The sequence below is a fragment of the Pluralibacter sp. genome, assembly GCF_019237635.1.
In the GTDB taxonomy this organism is placed as follows: domain Bacteria; phylum Pseudomonadota; class Gammaproteobacteria; order Enterobacterales; family Enterobacteriaceae; genus Enterobacter_B.
In genome coordinates this window covers 34,301-58,568 of the sequence record NZ_JAFAGS010000094.1, presented here as the reverse complement: position 1 = coordinate 58,568, position 24,268 = coordinate 34,301, and the positions used below count along the sequence as shown (strand labels likewise).

Here is a 24,268-nt window from a genome sequence, read left to right as displayed (position 1 = left end):
AGGGTTCCGGAATGCCGATTTCCAGATACTGCTGAACGGAAGCGTACCGGCAAATTATACCTGGTCTTCAAACCGTCCATGGGTACAGGTGAGCAATAATGGTAAGGTTACTCTTGCGGGAACACCTTCGACGAATAGTAAGACCGTTACCCTGACAGGAACACCCGGTAGCGGAGGAACACCTCAAGTGTATATCTTCACAGTTAATAATTGGTATACAACGCCGGGTAAAGAGATGACGCATGATAGTGGTAGTGCTCATTGCTCGGACAAGGGAGCAGTACAAATATCCTCTGAAGACGTAAATTCCGTACTCAGAGAATGGGGAGGTCTTAACGCCTACAGCACATCTGATTTTGGTATGGCATCGAATAGTAATTTTCTCACATTCACGTCGACACCATTTACTGATGGTGAAGGAACTACCAATTATGTTTGGCGGGATATGTTCAACATTATTCTCCATGGTAACAGTGCACCAGATATTATTTTTTATGTTACCTGCCGCACCGGCATCTGATACCAGACTGCCACATTAAAGTATTCTTATTTGAAATTTACCCCCCTGACGTTTGGTGACGTAGGGGGATATTTCTTTATGCTTCTGATTACACGTCTTCATTTAACCTGCTTTCGCAGACCAGAGATACTGGTTTGCTTTGCCTGGATTGGCTCCTGTATTGCCCATACAGGTCCAGGTCTTTATCTGGCTAAAGAGACCGCACGCAGGCTGATGGCCCTGACCGGTTTCAGGTTAAAAAGCATACATAAATGGAATTTTAAGCCCACTGCTGGTCTCATGGTGCGTTATAGCAGGGATCTGTTCATAAGATTTTGCAGTCAGATGAGCATGCTGAAGGTCGATTGAGATTCCTAACCATCCACGCCATGCGCCAGCTTAAATTCAAGTTCAACTGATTCAGAACGCGTTTGTAAATCCAGCAAATCACTGACAGGAAACATAATCTGGCAAGCTCCCATTACACTTTTAGCAGATCTTTAGCGCTTCAGACGAGGGCAAATTTCTCAATCGCTCTGGCGACGCCATCTTCAAGATTCGATTTGGTGACAACGTTAGCCATCTCTTTAACCGAGGGAATGGCGTTGTCCATCGCCACGCCGACACCGGCATATTCAAGCATCGCGATGTCGTTTTCCTGATCGCCAATCGCCATTACTTCTTCCGATTTGATGCCGAGCGCCTCGGCCAGCGCCTTCACGCCAGTCCCCTTGTTCACGCGCTTATCGAGGATTTCCAGGAAGTACGGCGCGCTCTTCAGCACGGTGTACTTCTCCTTCACCTCTGCCGGAATACGGGCAATGGCCTTGTCCAGGATTTCCGGCTCATCAATCATCATCACTTTCAGGAACTGGGTTTCCGGATCCATCTTCTCCGCTTCACAGAACACCAGCGGGATAGTGGCGACAAAGGACTCATGCACGGTGTAGTAGCTGATATCGCGGTTGGCGGTGTACAGCGTGTTGCGATCCAGCGCATGGAAGTGAGAACCCACTTCGCGGGACAGTTTTTCCAGATACCGGTAGTCGTCATAGCTCAGCGCGGTTTGCGCCACCGTGCTGCCGTCAGCGGCTTTCTGCACCAGCGCACCGTTATAGGTGATGCAGTAATCACCCGGTTTATTCATGTGCAGCTCTTTCAGATAGCTGTGCACGCCCGCATATGGTCGTCCGGTGGTCAGCACCACGTTGACGCCGCGTTCGCGTGCGGCGGCAATCGCATTTTTAACGGCAGGAGAAATAGTATGGTCCGGCAGCAGCAACGTTCCGTCCATGTCGATTGCGATGAGTTTGATAGCCATGAGATCCCCGAGGTAAATGAGTTAACACTCATGCTAACGCGATTTAGCTCAAAAAACAGCAAAAGCGTCGGGGAAAAAGGAGGATGGGATGTGAGGTAAGGATTCCTCTTTTGCCGCAAAAGAAAAGCCCGGCAGCGCTACGCTTACCGGGCCAATGAAACCTGTTGTCGCCCCGGTAAGCATAGCGCCACCAGGGGATAAACGGCTTAGATATCGATATTCGCCGCTTTCAGGGCGTTCTCTTCGATAAACGCACGACGCGGCTCAACAGCGTCGCCCATCAGCGTAGTGAACAGCTGGTCGGCAGCAATCGCATCTTTTACGGTTACGCGCAGCATGCGGCGGCTTTCCGGATCCATGGTGGTTTCCCACAGCTGATCCGGGTTCATCTCGCCCAGACCTTTATAGCGCTGAATCGAGAGGCCACGACGGGACTCTTTCACCAGCCAGTCCAGCGCCTGCTCGAAGCTGGCGACAGGCTGACGGCGTTCGCCGCGCTCGATAAAGGCATCGTCTTCAATCAGGCCGCGCAGCTTCTCGCCGAGCGTGCAGATACGACGGTACTCGCCGCCAGTGACGAACTCATGATCGAGCGCATAGTCGGTATCCACGCCGTGGGTACGGACGCGAATAACCGGCTCAAACTGCTGCTGTTCGGTATTTTCACGAATATCGAATTTCCACTGGCTGCCGTGCTGTTCGTTTTCATTCAGCTCGCTCACCAGCTGGTTAACCCAGCGGGTCGCCGCCTGCTCGCTGCCCAGATCGCTTTCCGTCAGCGTCGGCTGGTAAATCAGCGCGTTCAGCAGCGCGCGCGGGTAGCGACGCTCCATACGACCGATCATTTTCTGCGTCGCGTTGAACTCGGACACCAGACGCTCCAGCGGTTCGCCTGCCAGCGCTGGCGCATTCGCGTTGCAGTGCAGGGTCGCGCCATCAAGGGCGATGGAGATTTGGTACTGATCCATCGCTTCATCGTCTTTAATGTACTGTTCCTGCTTGCCTTTTTTCACTTTGTACAGCGGCGGTTGCGCGATATACACATGACCGCGCTCAACGATTTCCGGCATCTGACGGTAGAAGAAGGTCAACAGCAGCGTACGGATGTGCGAGCCGTCGACGTCCGCATCGGTCATGATGATGATGCTGTGATAACGCAGTTTGTCCGGGTTGTACTCGTCGCGACCGATGCCGCAACCGAGCGCGGTAATCAGCGTCGCCACTTCCTGCGAGGAAAGCATCTTGTCGAAGCGGGCTTTTTCTACGTTGAGGATTTTACCCTTCAGCGGCAGAATCGCCTGGTTCTTGCGGTTACGGCCCTGCTTTGCAGAACCGCCCGCGGAGTCCCCTTCCACGAGGTACAGTTCGGACAGCGCCGGGTCGCGCTCCTGGCAGTCCGCCAGCTTGCCCGGCAGGCCAGCGAGGTCCAGCGCGCCTTTACGGCGGGTCATTTCACGCGCTTTACGCGCGGCTTCACGGGCGCGCGCCGCATCGATAATCTTGCCGACGACGATTTTCGCGTCGTTCGGGTTTTCCAGCAGGTACTCCGCCAGCAGTTCGTTCATCTGCTGTTCCACCGCCGATTTCACCTCAGAAGAGACCAGCTTGTCTTTGGTCTGGGAGGAGAATTTCGGGTCCGGCACTTTCACGGAAACCACCGCAATCAGGCCTTCGCGGGCATCGTCGCCCGTCGCGCTGACTTTGGCTTTTTTGCTGTAGCCTTCTTTATCCATGTAGGCGTTCAGGGTACGGGTCATCGCCGCGCGGAAGCCCGCGAGGTGGGTACCGCCGTCACGCTGCGGAATGTTGTTGGTAAAGCAGTAGATGTTTTCCTGGAAACCGTCGTTCCACTGCAGCGCAACTTCAACGCCGATACCGTCTTTTTCGGTGGAAAAATAGAAGATATTCGGGTGGATCGGCGTTTTGTTCTTGTTGAGATACTCAACGAACGCCTTGATGCCGCCTTCGTAGTGGAAGTGGTCTTCTTTGTTGTCGCGCTTGTCTTTCAGGCGAATAGACACGCCGGAGTTCAGGAACGACAGCTCGCGCAGGCGCTTGGCCAGGATCTCATATTCAAATTCGGTGACATTGGTGAAGGTTTCGTGGCTTGGCCAGAAACGCACCATGGTGCCGGTTTTTTCGGTGTCGCCGGTGACTGCCAGCGGCGCCTGCGGCACGCCGTGGGTATAAAGCTGGCGGTGTACTTTGCCTTCACGCTGAATAACCAGCTCCAGCTTCTGCGACAGGGCGTTAACTACGGATACGCCTACGCCGTGCAGACCGCCGGAAACTTTATAGGAGTTATCATCGAACTTACCGCCTGCGTGCAGAACGGTCATGATAACTTCCGCCGCAGACACGCCCTCTTCCGGGTGAATACCGGTTGGGATGCCACGACCATCATCGGTGACGGAGACGGAGTTGTCCGCATGGATCGTGACCACGATGTCTTTACAGTGACCCGCGAGCGCCTCGTCGATAGCGTTATCTACCACCTCGAATACCATGTGGTGCAGACCGGTGCCGTCATCCGTATCGCCGATATACATACCCGGGCGCTTACGCACCGCATCCAGCCCTTTCAGGACTTTGATACTGGAGGAGTCATAAGAATTCGACATCAACGTTTCTCGCTCATTTAAACTTGGGTTAATCCGTTATTTTACCCTTTTCCACGGTAAACATCTTCGAATTTTCGTCCGACATGTCTATAACGTGTTCAGCGCTAATGGCGCTGACGAAAACCTGCGACTGCGTGGCTTTTAAGCGGCTGGCAAGCAGCCCGCGCCGCGCATCGTCAAGCTCCGAGGCAAAATCATCAATCAGGTACAGGCAGCGCCGCCCGCTTTCGCGGGTGAGAAACTCTCCCTGCGCCAGGCGCAGGGCGCACATCAGCAGCTTCAGCTGTCCGCGCGATAAGGTGTCCTCCACCGGCGCGCCGTCGGCGCGAATGCGGAAATCCGCCTTGTGCGGACCGTGCGCGGTGTAGGTCAGCATGCGGTCGCGCTCGAAGTTTCGCTCCAGCACCTCAGCATAGTCCGTTTCTTTCTCCCAGCCGCGCTGGAAGGAGAAGGTCAGAGAAAATTCGGGTAAAAACTGCTGGCAGGTGTCCGCCATATCGTCGGCAATACCTGCGCTGTATTCGGCACGCCAGGCGCTGATTTGCTCCGCCAGCGGGATAAGCTCCCTATCCCACGGACGCAGCTGGGCATAGCGGGTGACCTGGCGCAGCGCGGCGTTGCGCTGCTTGAGCAGCCGTTTGAGGTTGCTCCAGGCGTTAAAGAAACCCGCTTCGTTGTGAAAGCATCCCCAGTCGAGGAAGGCTCTTCTGTATTTGGGGCCGCCGTTGAGCAACGTAAACCCCTCCGGCGTGATGAGCTGCATCGGCATCAACAGCGCCAGTTCGGCGACTTTATGCCCGTCGGTGCCGTCAATACGCACCTTGCTATCGCCAAGCTTGTCTTTGGTCAGGCCGATCGCGGTTTCCCGCTCTTCGCCCTGCAAGCGACCGTGCAGAACAAACGACTCCTGCTCATGGCGAATGACGCGACCGATTTGCAAACTGCGAAACGCCCGGCCATGTCCGAGCGTATAGATGGCTTCCAGCACGCTGGTTTTGCCGCTGCCGTTGGCGCCAACCAGGAAGTTAAAGCCGGGGGATAACACGAGATCCGCGCTTTCGATGTTGCGAAAGTCGCGGATCAACAGACGGGAGAGCGACATTACAGTCTCATTGGCATGACGACATAGGCAGCCGACTGTGATGCGGCATCTTCAATTTGTACGCTCGACACGGAGTCGGTGAGCAGAATGCGGACATTTTCGCACTTGAGCGCATTCAGCACATCCAGCACGTAGCTGACGTTAAAGCCGATTTCCATCTCTGTTCCGGCGTAGGTGACGTCCAGAATCTCTTCGGCCTCTTCCTGCTCCGGGTTGTTGGCGGTGATCTTGAGCTGATTCTCGCTAACATACAGACGCACGCCGCGGAATTTCTCGTTAGAGAGAATCGCCGCGCGGGCAAACGCCTGCTTGAGCAGGTCGCAACCGGCATCCAGGTGCTTATCCGGGTTTTTCGGCAATACGCGGCGATAATCCGGGAAACGGCCGTCAACCAGCTTCGATGTAAAGATAAAATCGCCGACGTGCGCACGAATGTTGTTGCTGCCGATCTGCACGCGCAGCGGCGTATCGCCGCCGTCGAGCATGCGCATCAGCTCAATTACGCCTTTACGCGGCACGATCACCGAATGGTTCGGCAGCGTCTCGCCAATCGGCATAGCGCAGACCGCCAGACGGTGACCGTCGGTCGCGACGGTACGCAGCTCTTCGCCTTCGGTTTCAAACAGCATGCCGTTTAAGTAGTAGCGAACGTCCTGATGCGCCATCGAAAACTGTGTGGCCTCAATCAAGCGTTTCATTGTCGCCTGCGGCAAGGTGAATTCCACCTCGCTCTGCCAGTCATCGAGGTTCGGGAAATCCGTCGCTGGCAGCGTGGAGAGCGAAAACCGGCTGCGGCCGGAGCGCACCAGCATGCGGTCGCCTTCCAGCTGAACGGCAATTTCCGCACCTTCCGGCAGACCGCGGCAGATGTCGAAGAATTTGCGCGCCGGGACGGTCGTCGCCCCCGCATCATGCGGCTGCATCAGCGCGACGCGGGCGACCATTTCCATTTCAAGATCGGTACCGGTCAGCGACAGCGCGCCATCAGCCACCTGCAGCAGCAGGTTGCCAAGGATAGGCAGCGTCGGACGGCCGCCTAACGGACCACTCACCTGCTGCAGCGGTTTTAATAAATGTTCACGTTCAACGGTAAATTTCATAGGATCACGACGACAATGTTCTGATTAAATTGGAAAAATCTTCTTTGATATCGTGGCTTTCTTCACGCAGCTGCTCAATCTTGCGGCAGGCGTGCAGCACGGTCGTGTGGTCGCGGCCACCAAACGCATCGCCAATTTCCGGCAGGCTGTGGTTGGTGAGTTCTTTGGCCAGCGCCATCGCCATCTGCCGCGGACGCGCGACAGAACGGGAACGGCGCTTGGAGAGCAGATCCGCCACTTTGATCTTGTAGTACTCCGCCACCGTCTTTTGAATGTTATCGATGGTGACCAGTTTTTCCTGCAGCGCCAGCAAATCCCTGAGCGCTTCACGCACGAAATCGATGGTAATGGCGCGGCCGGTGAAGTTAGCGTTAGCGATGACGCGGTTCAGCGCGCCCTCCAGCTCACGCACGTTGGAGCGCAGGCGTTTGGCGATGAAAAACGCCACTTCGCCCGGCAGGCGGATGTCGTTTTCGTCGGCTTTTTTCATCAGGATCGCGACGCGGGTTTCCAGTTCCGGCGGCTCGATCGCCACGGTCAATCCCCAGCCAAAGCGGGATTTCAGACGATCTTCCACACCATTAATCTCTTTCGGATAGCGATCCGACGTCAGGATTATCTGCTGGTTGCCTTCCAGCAGGGCATTAAAGGTGTGGAAAAACTCTTCCTGGGATCGTTCTTTGTTGGCAAAAAACTGAATGTCATCGATAAGCAGCGCGTCAACGGAACGGTAGTAACGCTTGAACTCTTCAATGGCGTTGTTTTGCAGCGCTTTTACCATGTCCTGCACAAAACGCTCAGAGTGCATGTACACTACTTTGGCGTTGGGTTTGCGGGCGATAATGCCGTTGCCGACCGCGTGCAGCAGGTGCGTTTTACCCAGACCCGTGCCGCCATAAAGGAACAGCGGGTTATAGGCGCCGCCGGGGTTATCCGCCACCTGACGTGCCGCCGCGCGCGCCAGCTGGTTCGATTTACCCTCAACGAAGTTATCGAAGGTGTGTTTGACGTTAACGTTGGAGCGGTATGACGGCTCCGCAGGCGCGGGAACGTTGTCCCAGCCCGGGCGAGCTACCGGCGCGACGCGCGGCATCTGCTGCTGCGTCGCCTGGGCAGGCGCGGCGACGTGCGCAGGCTCTCTTACCGCCTGGGTCACCGGTTTTGTGCCGACTTCAAAGCGCAGCTGTGGAACGTCCGTCCCACAGAAATCATTGAGCAGTCCGTTGATGTTATTAAGGTATTTATCCCTTACCCAATCAAGCACAAAACGGTTTGGCGCGTACAGGGCCAGCGTGTTATCGCTCAGTTCCGCCTGCAAAGGGCGTATCCACATGCTGAATTCTGTGGCTGGTAACTCATCCTGCAATCGGGCAAGACACTGCTGCCAAAGCGAAAGTGACACGGCGGACTCCACTCGAACAAAATCGATTAAAAGGCTAAAACTGAAGTTAATGATTGTTGGCACACGTCGATTAGACCCAATGCGCATGGGTTGACGTGCGAACCGCTATCTGCGGTTTTTCACGCGATCGATCAGGCGTCATGTTGCCTGAGGAACGTCGTGCATATGCCCGTTCAGGATCCGGGATCGCTATCGGGACCGCGGATCATAGCCTAAACTGAGCCAGAGATCTTCTGTTTCTCACAGATTCTTCCCGATTTATCCACAGGAAAGATCGAGACCGGCTAAGTGTAATCGATCCTGGGAAAAGTGAGGGACGATTTCTCCTGCATATTGGAAAAATTAATGAGCATCGACAATTTTTTGCATAATCGATCTAATAAAGATCCCGTACGATCCTTGCGCTTTAGGTGACAGGACGTATAATCCCCCACCCGGTGCGTTATGCCCACATTGTGGCGTCGTATGCTGTGTGAACTTTGCGCAAAAAGGCGTAAATTCCCGCGGGAAATAAGGAAAGAGAATTGACTCTGGAGTGTACAATTATTACAATCCGGCCTCTTTAATCACCCTTGGCTTCGGCGTCCGTCATACGAATCTCGTTTGGGTATACGCAAAAGTCAGTGAATTTATTCAAGTTTAGGTAGAAACCGCCATGAAACGCACTTTTCAACCGTCTGTACTGAAGCGCAACCGTTCTCACGGCTTCCGTGCTCGTATGGCTACTAAAAATGGTCGTCAGGTTCTGGCACGTCGTCGTGCTAAAGGCCGCGCTCGTCTGACCGTTTCCAAGTAATAAAAGCTAACCCCTGAGTGGTTAAGCTCGCTTTTCCCAGGGAGTTACGTTTGTTAACTCCCACTCATTTCACATTCGTCTTCCAGCAGCCGCAACGGGCTGGCACGCCGCAAATCACCATCCTCGGCCGCCTGAATTCGCTGGGGCATCCCCGCATCGGTCTTACCGTCGCCAAGAAAAACGTTAAACGTGCCCATGAACGCAATCGGATTAAACGTCTGACGCGTGAGAGTTTCCGTTTACGTCAACACGAACTTCCGCCTATGGACTTCGTGGTGGTGGCGAAAAAGGGGGTTGCTGACCTCGATAACCGTGCTCTCACGGAAGCGTTGGAAAAATTATGGCGCCGTCACTGTCGCCTGGCTCGCGGGTCCTGATAGCCCTAATCAGGGTCTATCAACGCCTGATTAGTCCGCTTCTCGGGCCGCATTGCCGTTTCACGCCAACCTGTTCTCAATACGGAATTGAGGCATTGCGCAGGTTTGGTGTGATAAAAGGCAGTTGGTTGACGGTGAAACGCGTATTAAAATGCCACCCTTTACACCCGGGTGGCGACGACCCCGTCCCACCAGGACCTTCTAATACCAGAGAACACTAACGATGGATTCGCAACGCAATCTTCTTATCATCGCTTTGTTGTTCGTGTCTTTCATGATCTGGCAGGCATGGGAGCAGGATAAAAATCCTCAGCCCCAGCAGCAGACCACGCAGACTACGACCACCGCAGCGGGTAGCGCCGCCGACCAGGGCGTACCGGCCAGTGGCCAGGGGAAACTGATTACGGTGAAAACCGACGTGCTCGATCTGACCATCAACACCCGTGGCGGTGATGTTGAGCAGGCTGAGCTGTTGGCTTACCCGAAAGAGCTGGGTTCTAACGAACCGTTCCAGTTACTGGAAACCACGCCGCAGTTTATCTACCAGGCACAAAGCGGCCTGACCGGCCGTGACGGCCCGGATAACCCGGCTAACGGTCCGCGCCCACTGTACAACGTTGATAAAGATGCCTTTGTCCTGGCGGACGGTCAGAACGAAATCAGCATCCCGCTGACCTATACCGACAAAGCCGGCAACACCTTCACCAAGACCTTTGTGCTGAAGCGTGGCGAATATGCCGTTAACGTTGACTACAGCGTGAAAAACAGCAGCGATAAGCCACTGGAAATCACCACCTTCGGTCAGTTGAAGCAATCCATCAATTTACCGACGCATCGCGATACGGGCAGCAACAACTTTGCGCTGCACACGTTCCGCGGCGCGGCATACTCCACGTCTGACGCGAAGTACGAAAAATACAAATTCGATACTATCGCCGATAACGAGAACCTGAACGTCAACTCCAAAGACGGTTGGGTCGCGATGCTGCAGCAGTATTTCGCTACCGCATGGGTTCCGCGTAACGACGGCGCCAACAACTTCTACACCGCGAATCTCGGCAATGGCGTTGCGGCTATCGGCTACAAATCTCAGCCGACGCTGATTCAGCCAGGCCAGACCGGCACTGTTGGCAGCACCCTGTGGGTCGGCCCGGAAATTCAGGACAAAATGGCCGCCGTTGCGCCGCACCTGGATCTGACCGTTGACTACGGCTGGCTGTGGTTCATCTCTCAGCCGCTGTTCAAGCTGCTGAAGTTTATCCACAGCTTCCTCGGCAACTGGGGCTTCTCCATCATCGTCATCACCTTTATCGTTCGTGGCATCATGTACCCGCTGACTAAAGCGCAGTACACCTCCATGGCGAAGATGCGTATGCTGCAGCCGAAAATTCAGGCCATGCGCGAGCGTCTGGGCGATGATAAACAGCGTCAGAGCCAGGAAATGATGGCCCTGTATAAAGCAGAGAAAGTGAACCCGCTGGGTGGTTGCTTCCCGCTGATTATCCAGATGCCTATCTTCCTTGCGCTGTACTACATGCTGATGGGCTCCGTTGAGCTGCGCCACGCGCCGTTCGCGCTGTGGATCCACGACCTGTCCGCACAGGACCCGTACTACATCCTGCCGATCCTGATGGGCGTGACGATGTTCTTCATCCAGAAGATGTCGCCGACTACCGTGACCGACCCGATGCAGCAGAAGATCATGACCTTTATGCCGGTCATCTTCACCGTGTTCTTCCTGTGGTTCCCGTCAGGTCTGGTGCTGTACTATATCGTCAGCAACCTGGTGACCATCATCCAGCAGCAGTTGATCTACCGTGGTCTGGAAAAACGTGGCCTGCATAGCCGCGAAAAGAAAAAGTCCTGATTCGGTTACGCTGAAGCTAAAATAAGGGCGGTCAATTGACCGCCTTTTTTATTTGTATTAGACGAGACAAACCATGAGCCATAACGACACTATCGTCGCCCAGGCAACCCCACCGGGACGCGGTGGTGTAGGCATTCTGCGTATCTCCGGCCTGAAGGCGCGCGAGGTTGCCGAAGCGGTGCTGGGCAAACTGCCAAAACCGCGCTACGCCGATTATCTGCCGTTTAAAGATGCCGACGGCACCGCGCTGGATCAGGGCATTGCCCTGTGGTTCCCCGGCCCGAACTCCTTTACCGGCGAAGATGTGCTGGAACTGCAAGGGCACGGCGGCCCGGTGATCCTCGACCTGCTGTTAAAACGCATTCTGACGCTGCCCGGCCTGCGCATTGCAAAACCCGGCGAGTTCTCCGAGCGGGCGTTTCTTAACGATAAGCTCGATCTGGCGCAAGCCGAGGCGATTGCTGACCTGATCGACGCCAGCTCCGAACAGGCGGCGCGTTCCGCGCTGAACTCGCTGCAGGGGGTGTTCTCTGCCCGCGTTAACCACCTTGTGGAAGCGCTCACTCACCTGCGCATCTACGTCGAGGCGGCGATCGACTTCCCGGACGAAGAGATTGATTTCCTCTCTGACGGCAAAATCGAGGCACAGCTGAACGGCGTGATGGCCGATCTCGACGCCGTGCGCGCCGAAGCGCGCCAGGGCAGCCTGCTGCGTGAAGGGATGAAAGTGGTGATTGCCGGGCGACCTAACGCCGGGAAATCGAGCCTGTTGAACGCTCTCGCGGGCCGTGAAGCAGCGATTGTGACCGACATCGCCGGCACCACCCGCGATGTGCTGCGCGAACACATCCACATCGACGGGATGCCGCTGCACATCATCGATACCGCGGGTCTGCGCGACGCCAGCGACGAAGTCGAGCGTATCGGCATTGAGCGCGCCTGGCAGGAAATCGAGCAGGCCGACCGCGTCCTGTTTATGGTCGATGGCACCACCACCGACGCCATCGACCCGGCGCAGATCTGGCCCGATTTTATCGCCCGTTTACCGGCGAATTTGCCGATCACCGTGGTCCGTAATAAAGCGGATATGACCGGCGAGTCGGTGGGGTTAAGCGAGGTGAATGGTCACTCGCTGATTCGACTCTCCGCGCGTCAGGGCGAAGGCGTGAACCTGTTGCGTAACCACCTCAAGCAGAGCATGGGTTTTGACACCAATATGGAAGGCGGATTCCTCGCCCGTCGTCGCCACCTCCAGGCGCTGGAAGCCGCGGCCAACCACCTGCAGCAGGGTAAAGCGCAGCTGATTGGCGCGTGGGCAGGCGAACTGCTGGCGGAAGAGCTGCGTCTGGCGCAACAGGCGTTAAGCGAGATTACCGGTGAATTTACCTCCGACGATCTGCTGGGACGGATATTCTCGAGCTTCTGTATTGGTAAGTAACGTTGAGTCCGTGAACGTTCACTAATCCGCATTAACGGGCTGTTAATGCGGGTTTTTTGTCTGCACGCGATAAGTGGACTGAACGAGACCAGAAGGGAAGCTACGGCTGGAGAGCAGCGTTAAATCAATATCTCCGGGCAATGCCCCGAACAAAGGCTTCCCTGTTCCGATCAGCACGGGAACGGTCGTAATGACCATGTCGGTGATAAGCCCCTCACGAAGAAATGACTGCACCACCTGACCGCCATCAAGATAGACTCGCTGTATGTTCTGTTCAGCCAGACGGGCAATCGTCTCTGCGGGTGAAGAATGGATAAATTGAACCTTATCCTTTAAGGCGTCAGGTACTGGCGTTCCGGTGAGCTGTTTCGATAACACCAGCACAGGCAGAGAGTAAGGCCATGCGTCGAAGGTCATCACTTTCTCATAGCTTCCCCGGCCCATAACAATGACATCTTTATCGAGGATAAAATCATCATAGCCATGATCCTCGGTAGGGTCATCTCTCTGCAACAGCCAGCTGATATCGCCATCTTCACGCGCAATAAAACCATCCAGGCTGACAGCAATGAAAACGTGGGTGGTGACCATCGGCTTACTCCTTCTTTTCAAGGGTGAATCGCTAACAGACCTGCTGCTCAAGCCGTCGCGCCTTCAGACTGGATACCACAAAGGCCACGATAAAGACCAGCGCGAACAGCACCACGATGGTTGGCGCGGGGGCGCTGTCGAGATAAAACGACAGCCATACGCCGCAAACCGACACCAGCGCCGACACCGCAACCGCCACTAACAGTGCGATATGAAAGCGATTCGTCAGCAATACCGCAATGGCGCCGGGCGCGACAAGCAACGAAACAGATAAAATAATCCCCACCGCCTTCAGCGTCGCGACGATCGTCAGCGAGACCATGCACAGCAGGCCATAGTGCAGCCAACGGGTACGCAGCCCGCTGACCTGCGCCTGCTGAGGATCAAAGCAGAATAGCAGAAAATCTCGCCATTTTACGCCAATAACCAGCACAATCACCGCAGCAATAATCCCCGTTTGCACCCTGTCGGCGGTATTGATGCCCAGCATATCGCCAAACAGTATGTGATCGAGGTGAACTTCCGGCTTTACCGCAAGATACAGAATGAGTCCGGAAGCGAACATGCCGGAAAAAACGATGCCCATGACGGTATCTTGCTTAATCCGGCTGTTATCTTTCAGGAATCCGGTCGCTACTGCGCAAAAAAGCCCGGCCACGAACGCGCCTACCGCCAGCGGCAGCCCCATCACCCAGGCCAGCACCACGCCGGGAAACACCGCGTGACTCATTGCATCCCCCATCAACGCCCAGCCCTTCAGCACCAAAAAGACCGACAGCAGCGCGCAGGGAATCGCGACCACCAGGGCAATCAGCAGCGCGTTTTGCATAAAGGCGAACTCCAGCGGTTCAAGCAGTATTGCCATCATGACTGTACCTCCGGTATCTGACGCACACGGCGGCGGCTGGCCAGCAGACCGTGCGTGGGGGCAAAGATAAACGCCAGCAGAAACAGAATGGTCTGCGCCACAACGATAATGGCGCCGGTCGCGCCGTCCAGGAAATAGCTCATCCAGGCGCCAAGGAAGCTGGTGATACTGCCAATGGCCACCGCAATCAGCAGAAGACGAGGGAAGCGATCGGTCAGCAACCACGCCGTGGCGCCAGGCGTGACGACAAGACAGACCACCAGGAAAGCGCCTACCGTTTGCAGCGCCGCGACCGTGGACACGGCCAGCAGCGTAAAGAACAGAATCTTCAGTCGTTCCGGGTGCAGACCAATGGCGCGCGCGTGGTTCTCATCAAAGAACGTCACCATCAAATCTTTCCATTTGAAAAACAGCACGATGATCGATACCACGCCAATGATCGTCAATTGCATAATATCTTCGGGCAAAATCGCCAGGATATTCCCCATGACGATGGTTTGTATGTTTACCGCCGTTGGGCTCAGCGACACCATAAACAGCCCAAGGCCGAAAAACGACGAAAAAATAAGCCCGATAATGGCATTCTCTTTAAGCCGGGTACGCTGGTTCAGAAACAGCATACTCCCGGCCGCCAGTCCGCCCGATAAAAACGCGCCAAGCGAAAAGGGCAGCCCGAGCATATACGCCCCCGCGACACCCGGCACAATCGAGTGCGACAGCGCATCGCCAATCAGCGACCAGCCTTTGAGCATCAGGTAGCAGGAGAGGAAAGCGCACAGCCCTCCCACCATCGCGGACACCCACATTGCGTTAAGCATGTATTCATAGCCAAACGGCTCCAGAAGCAGGTTCATGATGCCCCCCGTTCACTGGCGGACAAGCGGCGGGAGACAAAAGGTCGCTCGTCATCCGTAATAATGTTGTCCTCTGAACCGTTCAGCGCCACATGACGCAACACACCGCTGAACGCACGTTCGAGATTTTCAGTGGTAAAGGTGGTTTCCGTCGGACCGCTGGCCAGCACGGTACCTTTAACCATCACGGTGTAATCGCAAAACTCGGTCACGGAACCGAGGTTATGCGTCGACACCAGCATGGTTTTACCTTCGTCGCGTAATTCGCGCAGCAGGCTGATGATTTTAGCTTCGGTTTTGACATCGACGCCGGTAAACGGCTCATCAAGCAGGATGACCTCACCCTGTTGAGCGATGGCGCGCGCCAGAAAGACGCGCTTTTTCTGCCCGCCGGACAGCTCGCCAATCTGCCGGTGACGAAATGAGGTCATATCGACCCGCTCCAGCGCCTCGGCGACGATGCGGCGATCGTTCTCTTTGGGAATACGCAGCATGCCCATATGCCCGTAGCGACCCATCATCACCACATCCTCCACCAGCACCGGGAACGACCAGTCCACCTCTTCCGCCTGCGGCACATAGGCGACCAGGTTACGTCGCAGCGCCTGACGCGTCGGTATACCTAACACCGAGATGCTCCCGGTCGCCAGGCGTACAAAGCCCATTATGGCTTTAAACAGGGTTGATTTCCCTGAACCGTTAACTCCCACCAGCGCGGCGATTGAGCCGCCAGGAACCTGAAAGGTCGCGTCGTGCAGCGCTGTATGCCCGTTACGGTAAGTAACGGTGACATCGGAAACGGCAATACTGGTCACGTGCGTCATGGTTTACTCCTTCATACCGTCTTTAAGCCCCTGCACCAGGGTACTGGTGGTGACGTTCAGCAAATCAAGGTAGGTAGGCACCGGACCGCCCTGCGCGCTTAACGAGTCGACATACAGTACGCCGCCATAGCGGGCGCCGGTTTCACGGGCCACCTGGCGCGCGGGCTTGTCTGAAATGGTGCTTTCGCTAAAGACCGCCGGAATGTGGTTTTTGCGCACCTCATCGACAACCTTACGCACCTGCTGCGGCGTTCCCTGCTGATCGGCGTTGATGGGCCACAGGTACAGCTCTTTTAGCCCAAGATCGCGCGCCAGATAAGAGAATGCGCCTTCACTGGAGACCAGCCAGCGCTGGTTTTCCGGGATGGCGGCCACCTGCTGGCGCAGCGGCGCCATCGTCCGGGTGATTTTGGCTTTATAAGCCTCGGCGTTACGCTGATAGGTTTCGGCGTTAGCGGGATCATATTTCACCAGCGCATCGCGAATATTGTTCACATAGATAAGCGCGTTATCCGCCGACATCCACGCATGCGGGTTCGGTTTACCGTTGTACGGCCCTTCGGTAATCCCCATCGGCGTTATCCCGGCGGTGACCACCACCTCCGGTACACCGCGCAGATGTTGATAAAAGCGCTGGAACCACAGTTCCAGGTTCATGCCGTTGACAAGAATAAGCTGGGCGCCCTGCGCGCGTTTAATGTCGCCTGGGGTAGGCTGATACTCATGGATTTCCGCACCCGGTTTGGTGATGGAGCTGACATCTGCCGCATCACCCGCCACGTTTTTTGCCATATCGGCAATCACCGTAAAGGTGGTAACCACCTTAAATTTTTCCTGTGCCCATGCAGGAAGCGACCAGACGGAACTCAGAATGGCCCCGAGGATCAGAGCCCGAACAGCAGTCGTAGGGTGCATCGCAATGTCTCCATGAGGTGATTAAATTCAGAACACTTATAGCCAATGCTATTTTTTATAGCATAAGCTATATCTAAATGAAAATGATTATCACCTAGTGCTTTGTGGCATGCCTGTGCCTGAATGGAAAACGCTGTTGTCCAAATGGCAACTCGTTCGCGATAGCGTTCTCTTTTATCCTTTGCGCCACCGATTACGCGAGGACCTTATGGCACGTTTTCTTCTCTGCAGTTTCGCCCTTGTTTTGCTCTACCCGACAGGCATTGATATGTATCTGGTGGGGCTGCCCAGCATTGCGCAGGATCTCGGGGCAAGCGAAGCACAGTTGCACATCGCTTTTTCCGTATATCTGACGGGTATGGCGGCAGCGATGCTGTTTGCCGGACGTATCGCCGATAAAGCCGGAAGACAGCCTGTCGCTATCTGCGGCGCCATCATCTTTGCGTTGGCGTCGGTATTGTGCGCGAATGCCAGCACCAGCATGTTATTCCTGACCGGGCGCTTTATTCAGGGCATTGGCGCAGGCAGTTGCTATGTGGTGGCGTTCGCCATTATGCGCGATACGCTGAGCGACCAGCGGCGGGCAAAAGTGCTCTCGCTGCTGAATGGGATCACCTGCATCGTACCGGTACTGGCGCCCGTGCTAGGTAACCTGATCATGCTGAAACTCCCCTGGCAAAGCCTGTTCTGGGTCATGTGTGCGATGGGCATTATGGTCTGTTTGCTGTCAACGCTGGTCCTCAAAGAAACACACCCAGGCTCGCGTGCAAATGAAATACGCCCCTCTCTACCGCTGGCGGAAACGCTATTCAACCGCTTTTTTATCAGTCGGGTGATGATGACCACGCTGTGTGTCACAGCGATCCTGACCTTCGTGAACGTTTCGCCAGTGTTGCTCATGGATATCATGCACTATAGTCGCAGCGAGTATTCAACCATCATGGCGTTGACCGCGATGGTCAGTATGACGGTCTCATTCTCTACCCCATTTGCGCTTAGTCTGTTTCGCCAGCGCACCCTGATGTTAAGCGCACAGGGGTTATTTCTTCTTGCCGCCGTCGTCCTCGCCTCCGCCGCCACGCACAAGATGACGCTGTTTGGCTTAACGCTTATCTGTTGTGGTTTTTCGCTGGGGTTTGGCGTGAAGATGAGTCAGGCGCTGGGTCCCTTTGCCAAACGCGCAGGCGTCGCCAGTTCCGTATTGGGCATTGCGCAGGTTTGCGGTTCCTCACTGTATATTTGGCTGACGGCGGTTCTTGGCGTGAGCGCATTGAATATGCTGATCGGGATACTGATTAGCTGTAGCATGGTCTGTATTCTGTTGATTCTGTTCGTAGACACGACGGCAACTACCCCTGACCATGAAAAAATCCATCGCCAGTCTCGATCTTAACCTGCTGATTTGTCTTCAGCTGTTGTTGCAGGAGCGCAGCGTCAGCAGGGCGGCCAGCCGCATGAACGTCACGCCCTCCGCTGTCAGCAAATCGCTGGCGAAGCTGCGGGGGTGGTTTAACGACCCGCTGTTTGTTAAAACCCCGCAGGGGTTACATCCAACGCCGCTGGCGGTCAGCATGGAGCAGGACCTGGCGGACTGGATGCAGATGAGCCACCAGCTGCTCGATAAACCCCATTACGAAACGCCGCGCGGATTGACCTTTGAGCTGGCGGCCGAGTCGCCGCTGATGATGATTGCGCTGAACGCGCTGTCGCAGCAGATCTATCAGCGCTATTCCCAAGCGACGCTGCGTGTGCGCAACTGGGATTACGATTCGCTGGACGCAATTATTCGCGGCGAAGTGGATCTCGGGTTTACCGGGCGCGAAAGCCACCCTCGATCGCGCGAATCCCTCAGCCTGTTGCCGTGGTTTGTCGATTTTGAGGTGTTGTTTACCGATTTACCGCGCGTGTATCTGCGCGAGGATCATCCGGCGTTGCAGGACGACTGGAATCTGCAAACATTTCTGCGTTACCCGCATATCAGCATCTGTTGGGAGAATAGCGACACCTGGGCGCTGGACCGGGTGTTGAACGAGCTGGGGTGTAAGCGGAATATCGCCCTGAGCCTGCCGGGGTTTGAGCAATCTATGTTTATGGCCGCCCAGCCGGATCACACGTTGCTGGCAACGGCGCCCTTCTACTGTCAGCACTACAATCAGCAGCACGGCCTGAAGCTGGTGACGCGCCCCATCCCGCTCGAGGAGAGCGAGCTGCAAAAGATTGCCGTCCCGTTCACCCTGCTGTGGCACAAGCGTAACGGCCATAACCCGAAAATCATCTGGCTGACGTCGATGATTAAGCAACTGTACGGCGAAACCTTTAAAGCCCAGGTCCGTTGGGAATGAGCCGGTAAATTCGTGAACGAGCAGGCTATTGCGTCAAAGGAAATGTAAATGTTCTGCTCCGGGGCTTTTCAGCGCCGCTTTTCCGCATTAAAACCTCATTAGTTTACGCGATAATGACGTTATCGTTTTACACGTCTGACCATTAATCACGGAGAGAAATAATGGCAACGCACTTTGCAAGAGGGATCTTTAACGACGGGCAGCTCATCTCAGTACGTCTGCCCGCATCCTGCCATAACGACGCACGTCGAATGCCGCAGCACCGCCGCACACGTTTCCTCGCCTCGCGGGCGCTGCTCGCTGAGCTGATGAGCATGCTGTACGGCGTCCGCCAACTGCCGGATATCCTTATCCGACCGGATGGCAAACCGGTGTTTCGCGACCGCGACCAGCCGCGTTTTTCCATTGCTTACGCCGGGAATATCGTCGGCGTTGCGCTTTGTACCGAAGGCGAGTGCGGCCTCGATATGGAGCTACAGCGCGCGATGCGCAACTTCCAGAGCCCGAGAGCGCTCGATAACTACCCGTTCAGCAATAACGAAACGCTGTGGATAAACAACCAGAGCGACCCTAACGAAGCGCGCATCCAGCTAGCGACGCTGCGCCAGAGTATCCTGAAGCTCACCGGCGATGTACATAACAATTGCGCGCAACAGCTGCAGCTGTTGCCGGGTTCGGGACGCCTGCGCACCACTCGCGTTCAGCAGATCGAAGCGATTTGCGATGCCGAAGACGTGCTGGTGTGGTCGATTGCCGCCAGTCCCTCGATAGAGAGGCTAAAAGTCTGGGAGTTTGACGCCCAGCGCGGCTGGCGAAGCCTGCCGGATATGAATGCCCGCGCCAATGCCCCCGCCGGTTGTCTGATGCGTTTTACCAGCCTGCCCGCAGAAAAAGCCCTTATACTCAACCAGGCCGTGTCCTGCGATGAAAAGGAGTCATCATGTCTGAAGCATTGAACGTTGTTACGTTACTGGGAAGCCTGCGCAAAGGTTCATTTAACGGTATGGTCGCCCGTACCCTGCCGAAAATAGCCCCCGCCGGAATGCGCATATCGCCATTGCCGTCGATTGCCGATATTCCGCTGTACGATGCGGATATCCAGCAAGAGGAAGGGTTTCCGCAAAGCGTTGAGGCTTTGGCAGCGCAGATTCGTGACGCCGACGGCGTCGTGATTGTCACGCCGGAGTATAACTATTCGGTGCCGGGCGGCCTGAAGAACGCCATCGACTGGCTGTCGCGTCTGCCGAACCAGCCGCTGTCCGGCAAGCCGGTGCTGATTCAGACCAGCTCAATGGGCGCTATCGGCGGCGCGCGCTGCCAGTATCACCTGCGCCAGATCCTCGTGTTCCTGGATGCCATGGTGATGAACAAACCTGAGTTTATGGGCGGCGTGATTCAGAATAAGGTGGACCCGCAATCGGGTGAAGTGATTGACCAGAGCACGCGGGATCATCTGACCAGTCAGTTGACCGCGTTTGGTGAGTATATTCAGCGGGTGAAAGTATAGCCTTCCTGTCTCCCTCGCCAGACGGCGAGGGAGACACATGCATTAATGCGCGTCGATAAACACAATCTTCAGCACAAACAACAGCGCGACGACGATGACGCAAGGGCTGAGGTCGCGGAAACGACCGGTACCGATTTTCATCACGCAGTAAGAGATAAAGCCCAGCGCAATCCCCTCGGTGATCGAGAAGCTGAACGGCATCATCACCGCAGTGATAAACGCGGGAACGGCTTCCGTCAGATCTTCCCATTTCACGCGAGCAAGGCTTGAGGTCATCAGTACGCCGACGTAAATCAGCGCGCCAGCCGCCGCATACGGCGGTACCATACCCGCCAGCGGGGAGAGGAAGATAACCAGCAAGAACAGCAGGCCAACGACCACCGCAGTCAGGCCGGTACGCCCGCCCACAGACACCCCAGAGGACGACTCGATATACGCGGTAACGGAAGACGTCCCGATAAAGGAACCGGCAACGGAGGAGATACTGTCGACAAACAGCGCCTGCTTCATGCGCGGAAATTTGCCTTTCTCATCGGTCAGACCCGCTTTATCGGTAACGCCGATCAACGTACCGGAGGAGTCAAAAAGGTTAACCAGCATAAAGGAGAAAATCACGCCCGAGAGACCGATGTTCAGGGAACCGGCGAGATCGACATGACCAATGACAGAAGTGACATCCGGCGGCGTGGACACAATTCCGGTGTAATGGACATCGCCCAGCATCCAGCCCAGCAGCGTGGTGACCACGATAGAAACCAGCACCGCCGCATGAATGTTGCGGGAGGCCAGAATCGCGATGATAAAGAAGCCCAGCACGCCCAGCAGCACGCTGTGAGACGTCAGGTTGCCGATGGCCACCAGAGTCTCTTTGTTCGCCACAATGACCCCGGCGTTCTTCAGCCCCATCATGCCGATAAACAGGCCGATGCCGCTGGTAATCCCCACGCGCAGGCTCACCGGAATATTGGCGATCATCCAGTAGCGGACGCGGAAAATCGTCAGCAGCAGCAGGCCGATAGCGCCCCAGAAAATCGCGCCCATACCAATCTGCCACGGCAGCCCCATCGCGCCGACCACGACAAACGCAAAGAAGGCGTTAAGACCCATTGCTGGCGCCAGCGCAACCGGCAGATTAGCAAAAAGCCCCATCAAAATGCTGCCAAATGCGGCGATAAGACAGGTTGTCACAAAGACCGCGCTGGTATCCATGCCAGCCGCGCCCAGAATCTGCGGGTTAACGAAGACGATATAAACCATCGTCAGGAACGTCGTAAAACCGGCGATCACTTCGGTGCGAGCCGAAGTGCCGTGGTCGCGCAGTTTAAACACGCGCTCAAGCAGTCCCTGACCCGAAGCCTGGGTTGTGTGTTGTTGGCTCATCATCTGGTTCCAAACAAAGGAGGGGAAAATTCGTCGCTATCCTATACCAAAATGCGACAATAGGGGTGCCTGAGACACATTTTTTTTCATTGAATTTTCTTATACGGCAACGATTGCGTCAGGCGAATTGCAGTGAGTAAACGTTAAACTTGTTAAGACAGGAAACGGCATGTCCAGTATTGAGGCGGTATTTTTCGACTGCGACGGGACGCTCGTCGACAGCGAGGTTATCTGTTCGCGTGCCTATGTGCACATGTTCCAGGAGTTCGGCATTACGCTTGAGCTCGACGAAATTTTTAAACGTTTCAAAGGGGTAAAACTCTACGAAATCATTGATACCATCAACGCGGAATACGGCGTTGACCTGCAAACAGCCCGCCTTGAGCCGGTATACCGCGCTGAAGTGGCGCGCCTGTTTGATACTGAGCTTGAGGTGATTGCTGGCGCGAATGCGCTGCTCAATGCCATGGCGGTGCCGATGTGCGTGGTGTCGAACGGGCCGGTGAGTAAAATGGAGCATTCGCTGGGGAAAACCGGCATGTTGCACCATTTTCCCGAGAAGCTGTTCAGCGGCTACGACATTCAGCGCTGGAAGCCCGACCCGGCGCTGATGTTCCATGCGGCGAAAACGATGAACGTGAACGTTGAAAACTGCATTCTGGTGGATGATTCGACCGCAGGCGCGCAATCAGGTATTGCGGCAGGCATGGAGGTGTTCTACTTCTGCGCCGATCCGCACAACAAACCTCTCAACCACCCGAAGGTGACGACGTTTACCGATTTGGCGCAACTGCCGGAACTGTGGAAAACGCGAGGGTGGAAGATCACACGATGAGTTTCCGGTTTTCTCCCCAGAGGAGCGAGGGAAAAAAACGGGCTGGTATTGTAGGGCGGGTAAGCATCAGCGCCACCCGCCACAAACATCACGCTTTCGGCTCTTTTTCCGCCAGCAGTTTTTCCAGTTCATCGCCGCCCACGTGACGGAAGTCCTGGCCTTTGACGAAGTAGAAGATGTACTCGCAAATATTCTGGCAACGGTCACCGATACGCTCGATTGAACGGGCGCAGAACAACGCGGTCAGCACGCTCGGGATCGTACGGGAGTCTTCCATCATGTAGGTCATCAGCTGACGCACAATGCCTTCATACTCCTGATCCACTTTCTTGTCTTCACGGTAAATACGTACCGCTTCATCAAGATCCATACGCGCAAACGCGTCGAGCACGTCGTGCAGCATCTGGACGGTATGACGACCCAGCGACTCCAGGCTCACCAGCAGAGGCTGGTGCTGCTGAGAGAACTTCTCCAGCGCCGTACGGCAGATTTTATCCGCCACGTCGCCGATACGCTCAAGCTCGGCGATGGTTTTAATGATAGCCATCACCAGACGCAGGTCGCTCGCCGTCGGCTGACGTTTGGCGATGATGCGCACACAGGCCTCATCAATCGCCACTTCCATCATGTTGACCTGTTTGTCGCCATCGATGACGCGTTTCGCCAGTTCACTATCCTGGTTATGCATGGCAGTGATCGCATCAGACAGTTGCTGCTCCACCAGCCCGCCCATGGTCATCACCTGGGTACGAATATGCTCCAGTTCTGCGTTGAACTGGCCGGAAATATGTTTATTAAGGTTAAGGTTGTCCATGGTTTCTCCACATGCACTAAAGCAAATCAACCGTAGCGGCCAGTAATATAGTCTTCAGTCTGTTTCTTCGCGGGCTTAGTAAACAGATCGTCCGTGTTGCTGAACTCAATCAGCTCGCCAAGATACATAAACGCCGTATGGTCGGAGCAACGGGCAGCCTGCTGCATGTTGTGCGTAACGATAACGACGGTGTAATCCTCTTTAAGCTCGGTGATCAGCTCCTCAATACGACCGGTTGAGATAGGGTCAAGCGCTGAACACGGCTCATCAAGCAGCAGGACTTCCGGGCGAATCGCAATACCGCGTGCGATGCACAGACGCTGCTGCTGACCACCTGAGAGAGAATACCCGCTCTGGTGCAGTTTATCTTTGGTTTCGTTCCATAATGCGGCTTTGGTCAAGGCCCACTGCACGCGCTCGTCCATATCGGCGCGGGAGAGTTTCTCAAACAGGCGCACGCCAAAGGCGATGTTGTCATAGATGGACATCGGGAACGGCGTCGGCTTCTGGAAGACCATGCCGACTTTCGCGCGCAGCAGCGCGATATCCTGGGTATTGGTAAGGATGTTGTCGCCATCCAGCAGGATTTCACCTTCAGCGCGCTGCTCCGGGTACAGTTCGAACATTTTGTTGAACGTACGCAGCAGGGTGGATTTACCGCAACCAGACGGGCCGATAAACGCCGTCACCTGGTTTTTCGCGATATCCAGGTTGATGTTCTTCAGGGCATGGAATTTGCCATAGTAGAAGTTCAAATCACGAACCGTAATTTTACCTGGGCCGGTATTCGCCATACTCATCTCAATCTCTTCCTC

General features: G+C 55.4%; 23 protein-coding genes and 1 pseudogene. 11 read left to right on the top strand and 13 right to left on the bottom strand.

Annotated elements, in window-relative coordinates; genetic code table 11:
- A pseudogene (locus JO226_RS11270) lies at positions 1-520 on the top strand (hypothetical protein); the annotation flags it as partial.
- A gap of 487 nt (positions 521-1,007) precedes the next feature.
- Here JO226_RS11270 and yidA read toward each other — a convergent pair.
- The 5 genes from yidA to dnaA form a co-directional block, all read right to left on the bottom strand.
- Entirely contained in the window at positions 1,008-1,820 is an 813-nt protein-coding gene (gene yidA / locus JO226_RS11265) for a sugar-phosphatase (RefSeq protein WP_293580933.1), read from the bottom strand.
- Between the two features lie 206 nt (positions 1,821-2,026).
- Positions 2,027-4,441 (bottom strand): DNA topoisomerase (ATP-hydrolyzing) subunit B, encoded by a 2,415-nt coding sequence (gene gyrB / locus JO226_RS11260; RefSeq protein WP_293580932.1) that lies wholly within the window; start codon positions 4,439-4,441, stop codon positions 2,027-2,029.
- 28 nt (positions 4,442-4,469) lie between these two features.
- A complete protein-coding gene (gene recF / locus JO226_RS11255; RefSeq protein ID WP_293580930.1) occupies positions 4,470-5,543 on the bottom strand; it encodes a DNA replication/repair protein RecF in 1,074 nt (357 codons plus the stop codon).
- Positions 5,543-6,643, bottom strand: a complete 1,101-nt coding sequence (gene dnaN, locus JO226_RS11250) for a DNA polymerase III subunit beta (protein WP_293580928.1) — start codon at positions 6,641-6,643, stop codon at positions 5,543-5,545. Before dnaN ends, recF begins: the two co-directional genes overlap by 1 nt.
- Before the next feature lie 4 nt (positions 6,644-6,647).
- Entirely contained in the window at positions 6,648-8,045 is a 1,398-nt protein-coding gene (gene dnaA / locus JO226_RS11245; protein WP_293580926.1) for a chromosomal replication initiator protein DnaA, read from the bottom strand.
- 655 nt (positions 8,046-8,700) lie between these two features.
- On the opposite strand from dnaA, the gene rpmH reads away from it, so the two are divergent.
- The 5 genes from rpmH (at position 8,701) to mnmE (ending at position 12,523) form a co-directional block, all read left to right on the top strand.
- Positions 8,701-8,841 (top strand): 50S ribosomal protein L34, encoded by a 141-nt coding sequence (gene rpmH / locus JO226_RS11240; RefSeq protein ID WP_000831330.1) that lies wholly within the window; start codon positions 8,701-8,703, stop codon positions 8,839-8,841.
- A gap of 17 nt (positions 8,842-8,858) precedes the next feature.
- Complete coding sequence (rnpA, locus tag JO226_RS11235) at positions 8,859-9,218, top strand: ribonuclease P protein component (RefSeq protein ID WP_071841443.1); 360 nt, start codon at positions 8,859-8,861, stop codon at positions 9,216-9,218.
- Positions 9,182-9,439, top strand: a complete 258-nt coding sequence (yidD, locus tag JO226_RS11230; RefSeq protein WP_013368384.1) for a membrane protein insertion efficiency factor YidD — start codon at positions 9,182-9,184, stop codon at positions 9,437-9,439. Before rnpA ends, yidD begins: the two co-directional genes overlap by 37 nt.
- A 2-nt stretch (positions 9,440-9,441) precedes the next feature.
- The gene (yidC, locus tag JO226_RS11225; RefSeq protein ID WP_293579791.1) at positions 9,442-11,085 is read left to right on the top strand and encodes a membrane protein insertase YidC; all 1,644 of its coding nucleotides are present in this window, start codon (positions 9,442-9,444) and stop codon (positions 11,083-11,085) included.
- 73 nt (positions 11,086-11,158) lie between these two features.
- On the top strand, positions 11,159-12,523 hold the full coding sequence (gene mnmE / locus JO226_RS11220) for a tRNA uridine-5-carboxymethylaminomethyl(34) synthesis GTPase MnmE (RefSeq protein ID WP_293579790.1): 1,365 nt from the start codon (positions 11,159-11,161) through the stop codon (positions 12,521-12,523).
- Between the two features lie 42 nt (positions 12,524-12,565).
- Here mnmE and JO226_RS11215 read toward each other — a convergent pair whose 3' ends face one another.
- Genes JO226_RS11215 through JO226_RS11195 form a run of 5 tightly spaced genes read right to left on the bottom strand, consistent with a single transcriptional unit; the run spans position 12,566 to position 16,575 of the window.
- A complete protein-coding gene (locus tag JO226_RS11215; RefSeq protein WP_293579789.1) occupies positions 12,566-13,114 on the bottom strand; it encodes a dihydrofolate reductase family protein in 549 nt (182 codons plus the stop codon).
- Between the two features lie 31 nt (positions 13,115-13,145).
- On the bottom strand, positions 13,146-13,982 hold the full coding sequence (locus JO226_RS11210) for a metal ABC transporter permease (protein ID WP_293579788.1): 837 nt from the start codon (positions 13,980-13,982) through the stop codon (positions 13,146-13,148).
- On the bottom strand, positions 13,979-14,836 hold the full coding sequence (sitC, locus tag JO226_RS11205) for an iron/manganese ABC transporter permease subunit SitC (RefSeq protein WP_293579787.1): 858 nt from the start codon (positions 14,834-14,836) through the stop codon (positions 13,979-13,981). Before sitC ends, JO226_RS11210 begins: the two co-directional genes overlap by 4 nt.
- Positions 14,833-15,660 carry an iron/manganese ABC transporter ATP-binding protein SitB gene (gene sitB / locus JO226_RS11200; protein ID WP_293579786.1) on the bottom strand — a complete coding sequence of 276 codons (828 nt, stop codon included), beginning with the start codon at positions 15,658-15,660 and terminating at the stop codon, positions 14,833-14,835. Before sitB ends, sitC begins: the two co-directional genes overlap by 4 nt.
- 3 nt (positions 15,661-15,663) lie before the next feature.
- Complete coding sequence (locus JO226_RS11195) at positions 15,664-16,575, bottom strand: metal ABC transporter substrate-binding protein (protein WP_293579785.1); 912 nt, start codon at positions 16,573-16,575, stop codon at positions 15,664-15,666.
- 208 nt (positions 16,576-16,783) lie between these two features.
- On the opposite strand from JO226_RS11195, the gene JO226_RS11190 reads away from it, so the two are divergent.
- The 4 genes from JO226_RS11190 to JO226_RS11175 all read left to right on the top strand — a co-directional run bounded on the left by JO226_RS11190 (position 16,784) and on the right by JO226_RS11175 (position 20,424).
- Entirely contained in the window at positions 16,784-17,968 is a 1,185-nt protein-coding gene (locus JO226_RS11190; protein WP_293579784.1) for an MFS transporter, read from the top strand.
- On the top strand, positions 17,937-18,917 hold the full coding sequence (yidZ, locus tag JO226_RS11185) for an HTH-type transcriptional regulator YidZ (RefSeq protein WP_293579783.1): 981 nt from the start codon (positions 17,937-17,939) through the stop codon (positions 18,915-18,917). The genes JO226_RS11190 and yidZ overlap by 32 nt, the downstream gene beginning before the upstream one ends.
- 161 nt (positions 18,918-19,078) lie before the next feature.
- On the top strand, positions 19,079-19,873 hold the full coding sequence (locus JO226_RS11180) for a hypothetical protein (protein ID WP_293579782.1): 795 nt from the start codon (positions 19,079-19,081) through the stop codon (positions 19,871-19,873).
- Positions 19,858-20,424, top strand: a complete 567-nt coding sequence (locus tag JO226_RS11175) for an NADPH-dependent FMN reductase (protein WP_293579781.1) — start codon at positions 19,858-19,860, stop codon at positions 20,422-20,424. The genes JO226_RS11180 and JO226_RS11175 overlap by 16 nt, the downstream gene beginning before the upstream one ends.
- A 42-nt stretch (positions 20,425-20,466) precedes the next feature.
- Here the strand turns inward: JO226_RS11175 and JO226_RS11170 are convergent, their stop codons facing one another.
- A complete protein-coding gene (locus tag JO226_RS11170; RefSeq protein ID WP_293580941.1) occupies positions 20,467-21,804 on the bottom strand; it encodes an NCS2 family permease in 1,338 nt (445 codons plus the stop codon).
- Positions 21,805-21,973: 169 nt separating this feature from the next.
- On the opposite strand from JO226_RS11170, the gene yieH reads away from it, so the two are divergent.
- A complete protein-coding gene (gene yieH, locus JO226_RS11165; RefSeq protein WP_293579780.1) occupies positions 21,974-22,639 on the top strand; it encodes a 6-phosphogluconate phosphatase in 666 nt (221 codons plus the stop codon).
- A gap of 88 nt (positions 22,640-22,727) precedes the next feature.
- Here the strand turns inward: yieH and phoU are convergent, their stop codons facing one another.
- Together phoU and pstB are read right to left on the bottom strand one after the other, a co-directional pair.
- Positions 22,728-23,453 (bottom strand): phosphate signaling complex protein PhoU, encoded by a 726-nt coding sequence (gene phoU / locus JO226_RS11160; protein ID WP_293579779.1) that lies wholly within the window; start codon positions 23,451-23,453, stop codon positions 22,728-22,730.
- Between the two features lie 26 nt (positions 23,454-23,479).
- A complete protein-coding gene (gene pstB / locus JO226_RS11155) occupies positions 23,480-24,253 on the bottom strand; it encodes a phosphate ABC transporter ATP-binding protein PstB (protein WP_293579778.1) in 774 nt (257 codons plus the stop codon).
- Positions 24,254-24,268: the final 15 nt, after the last annotated feature.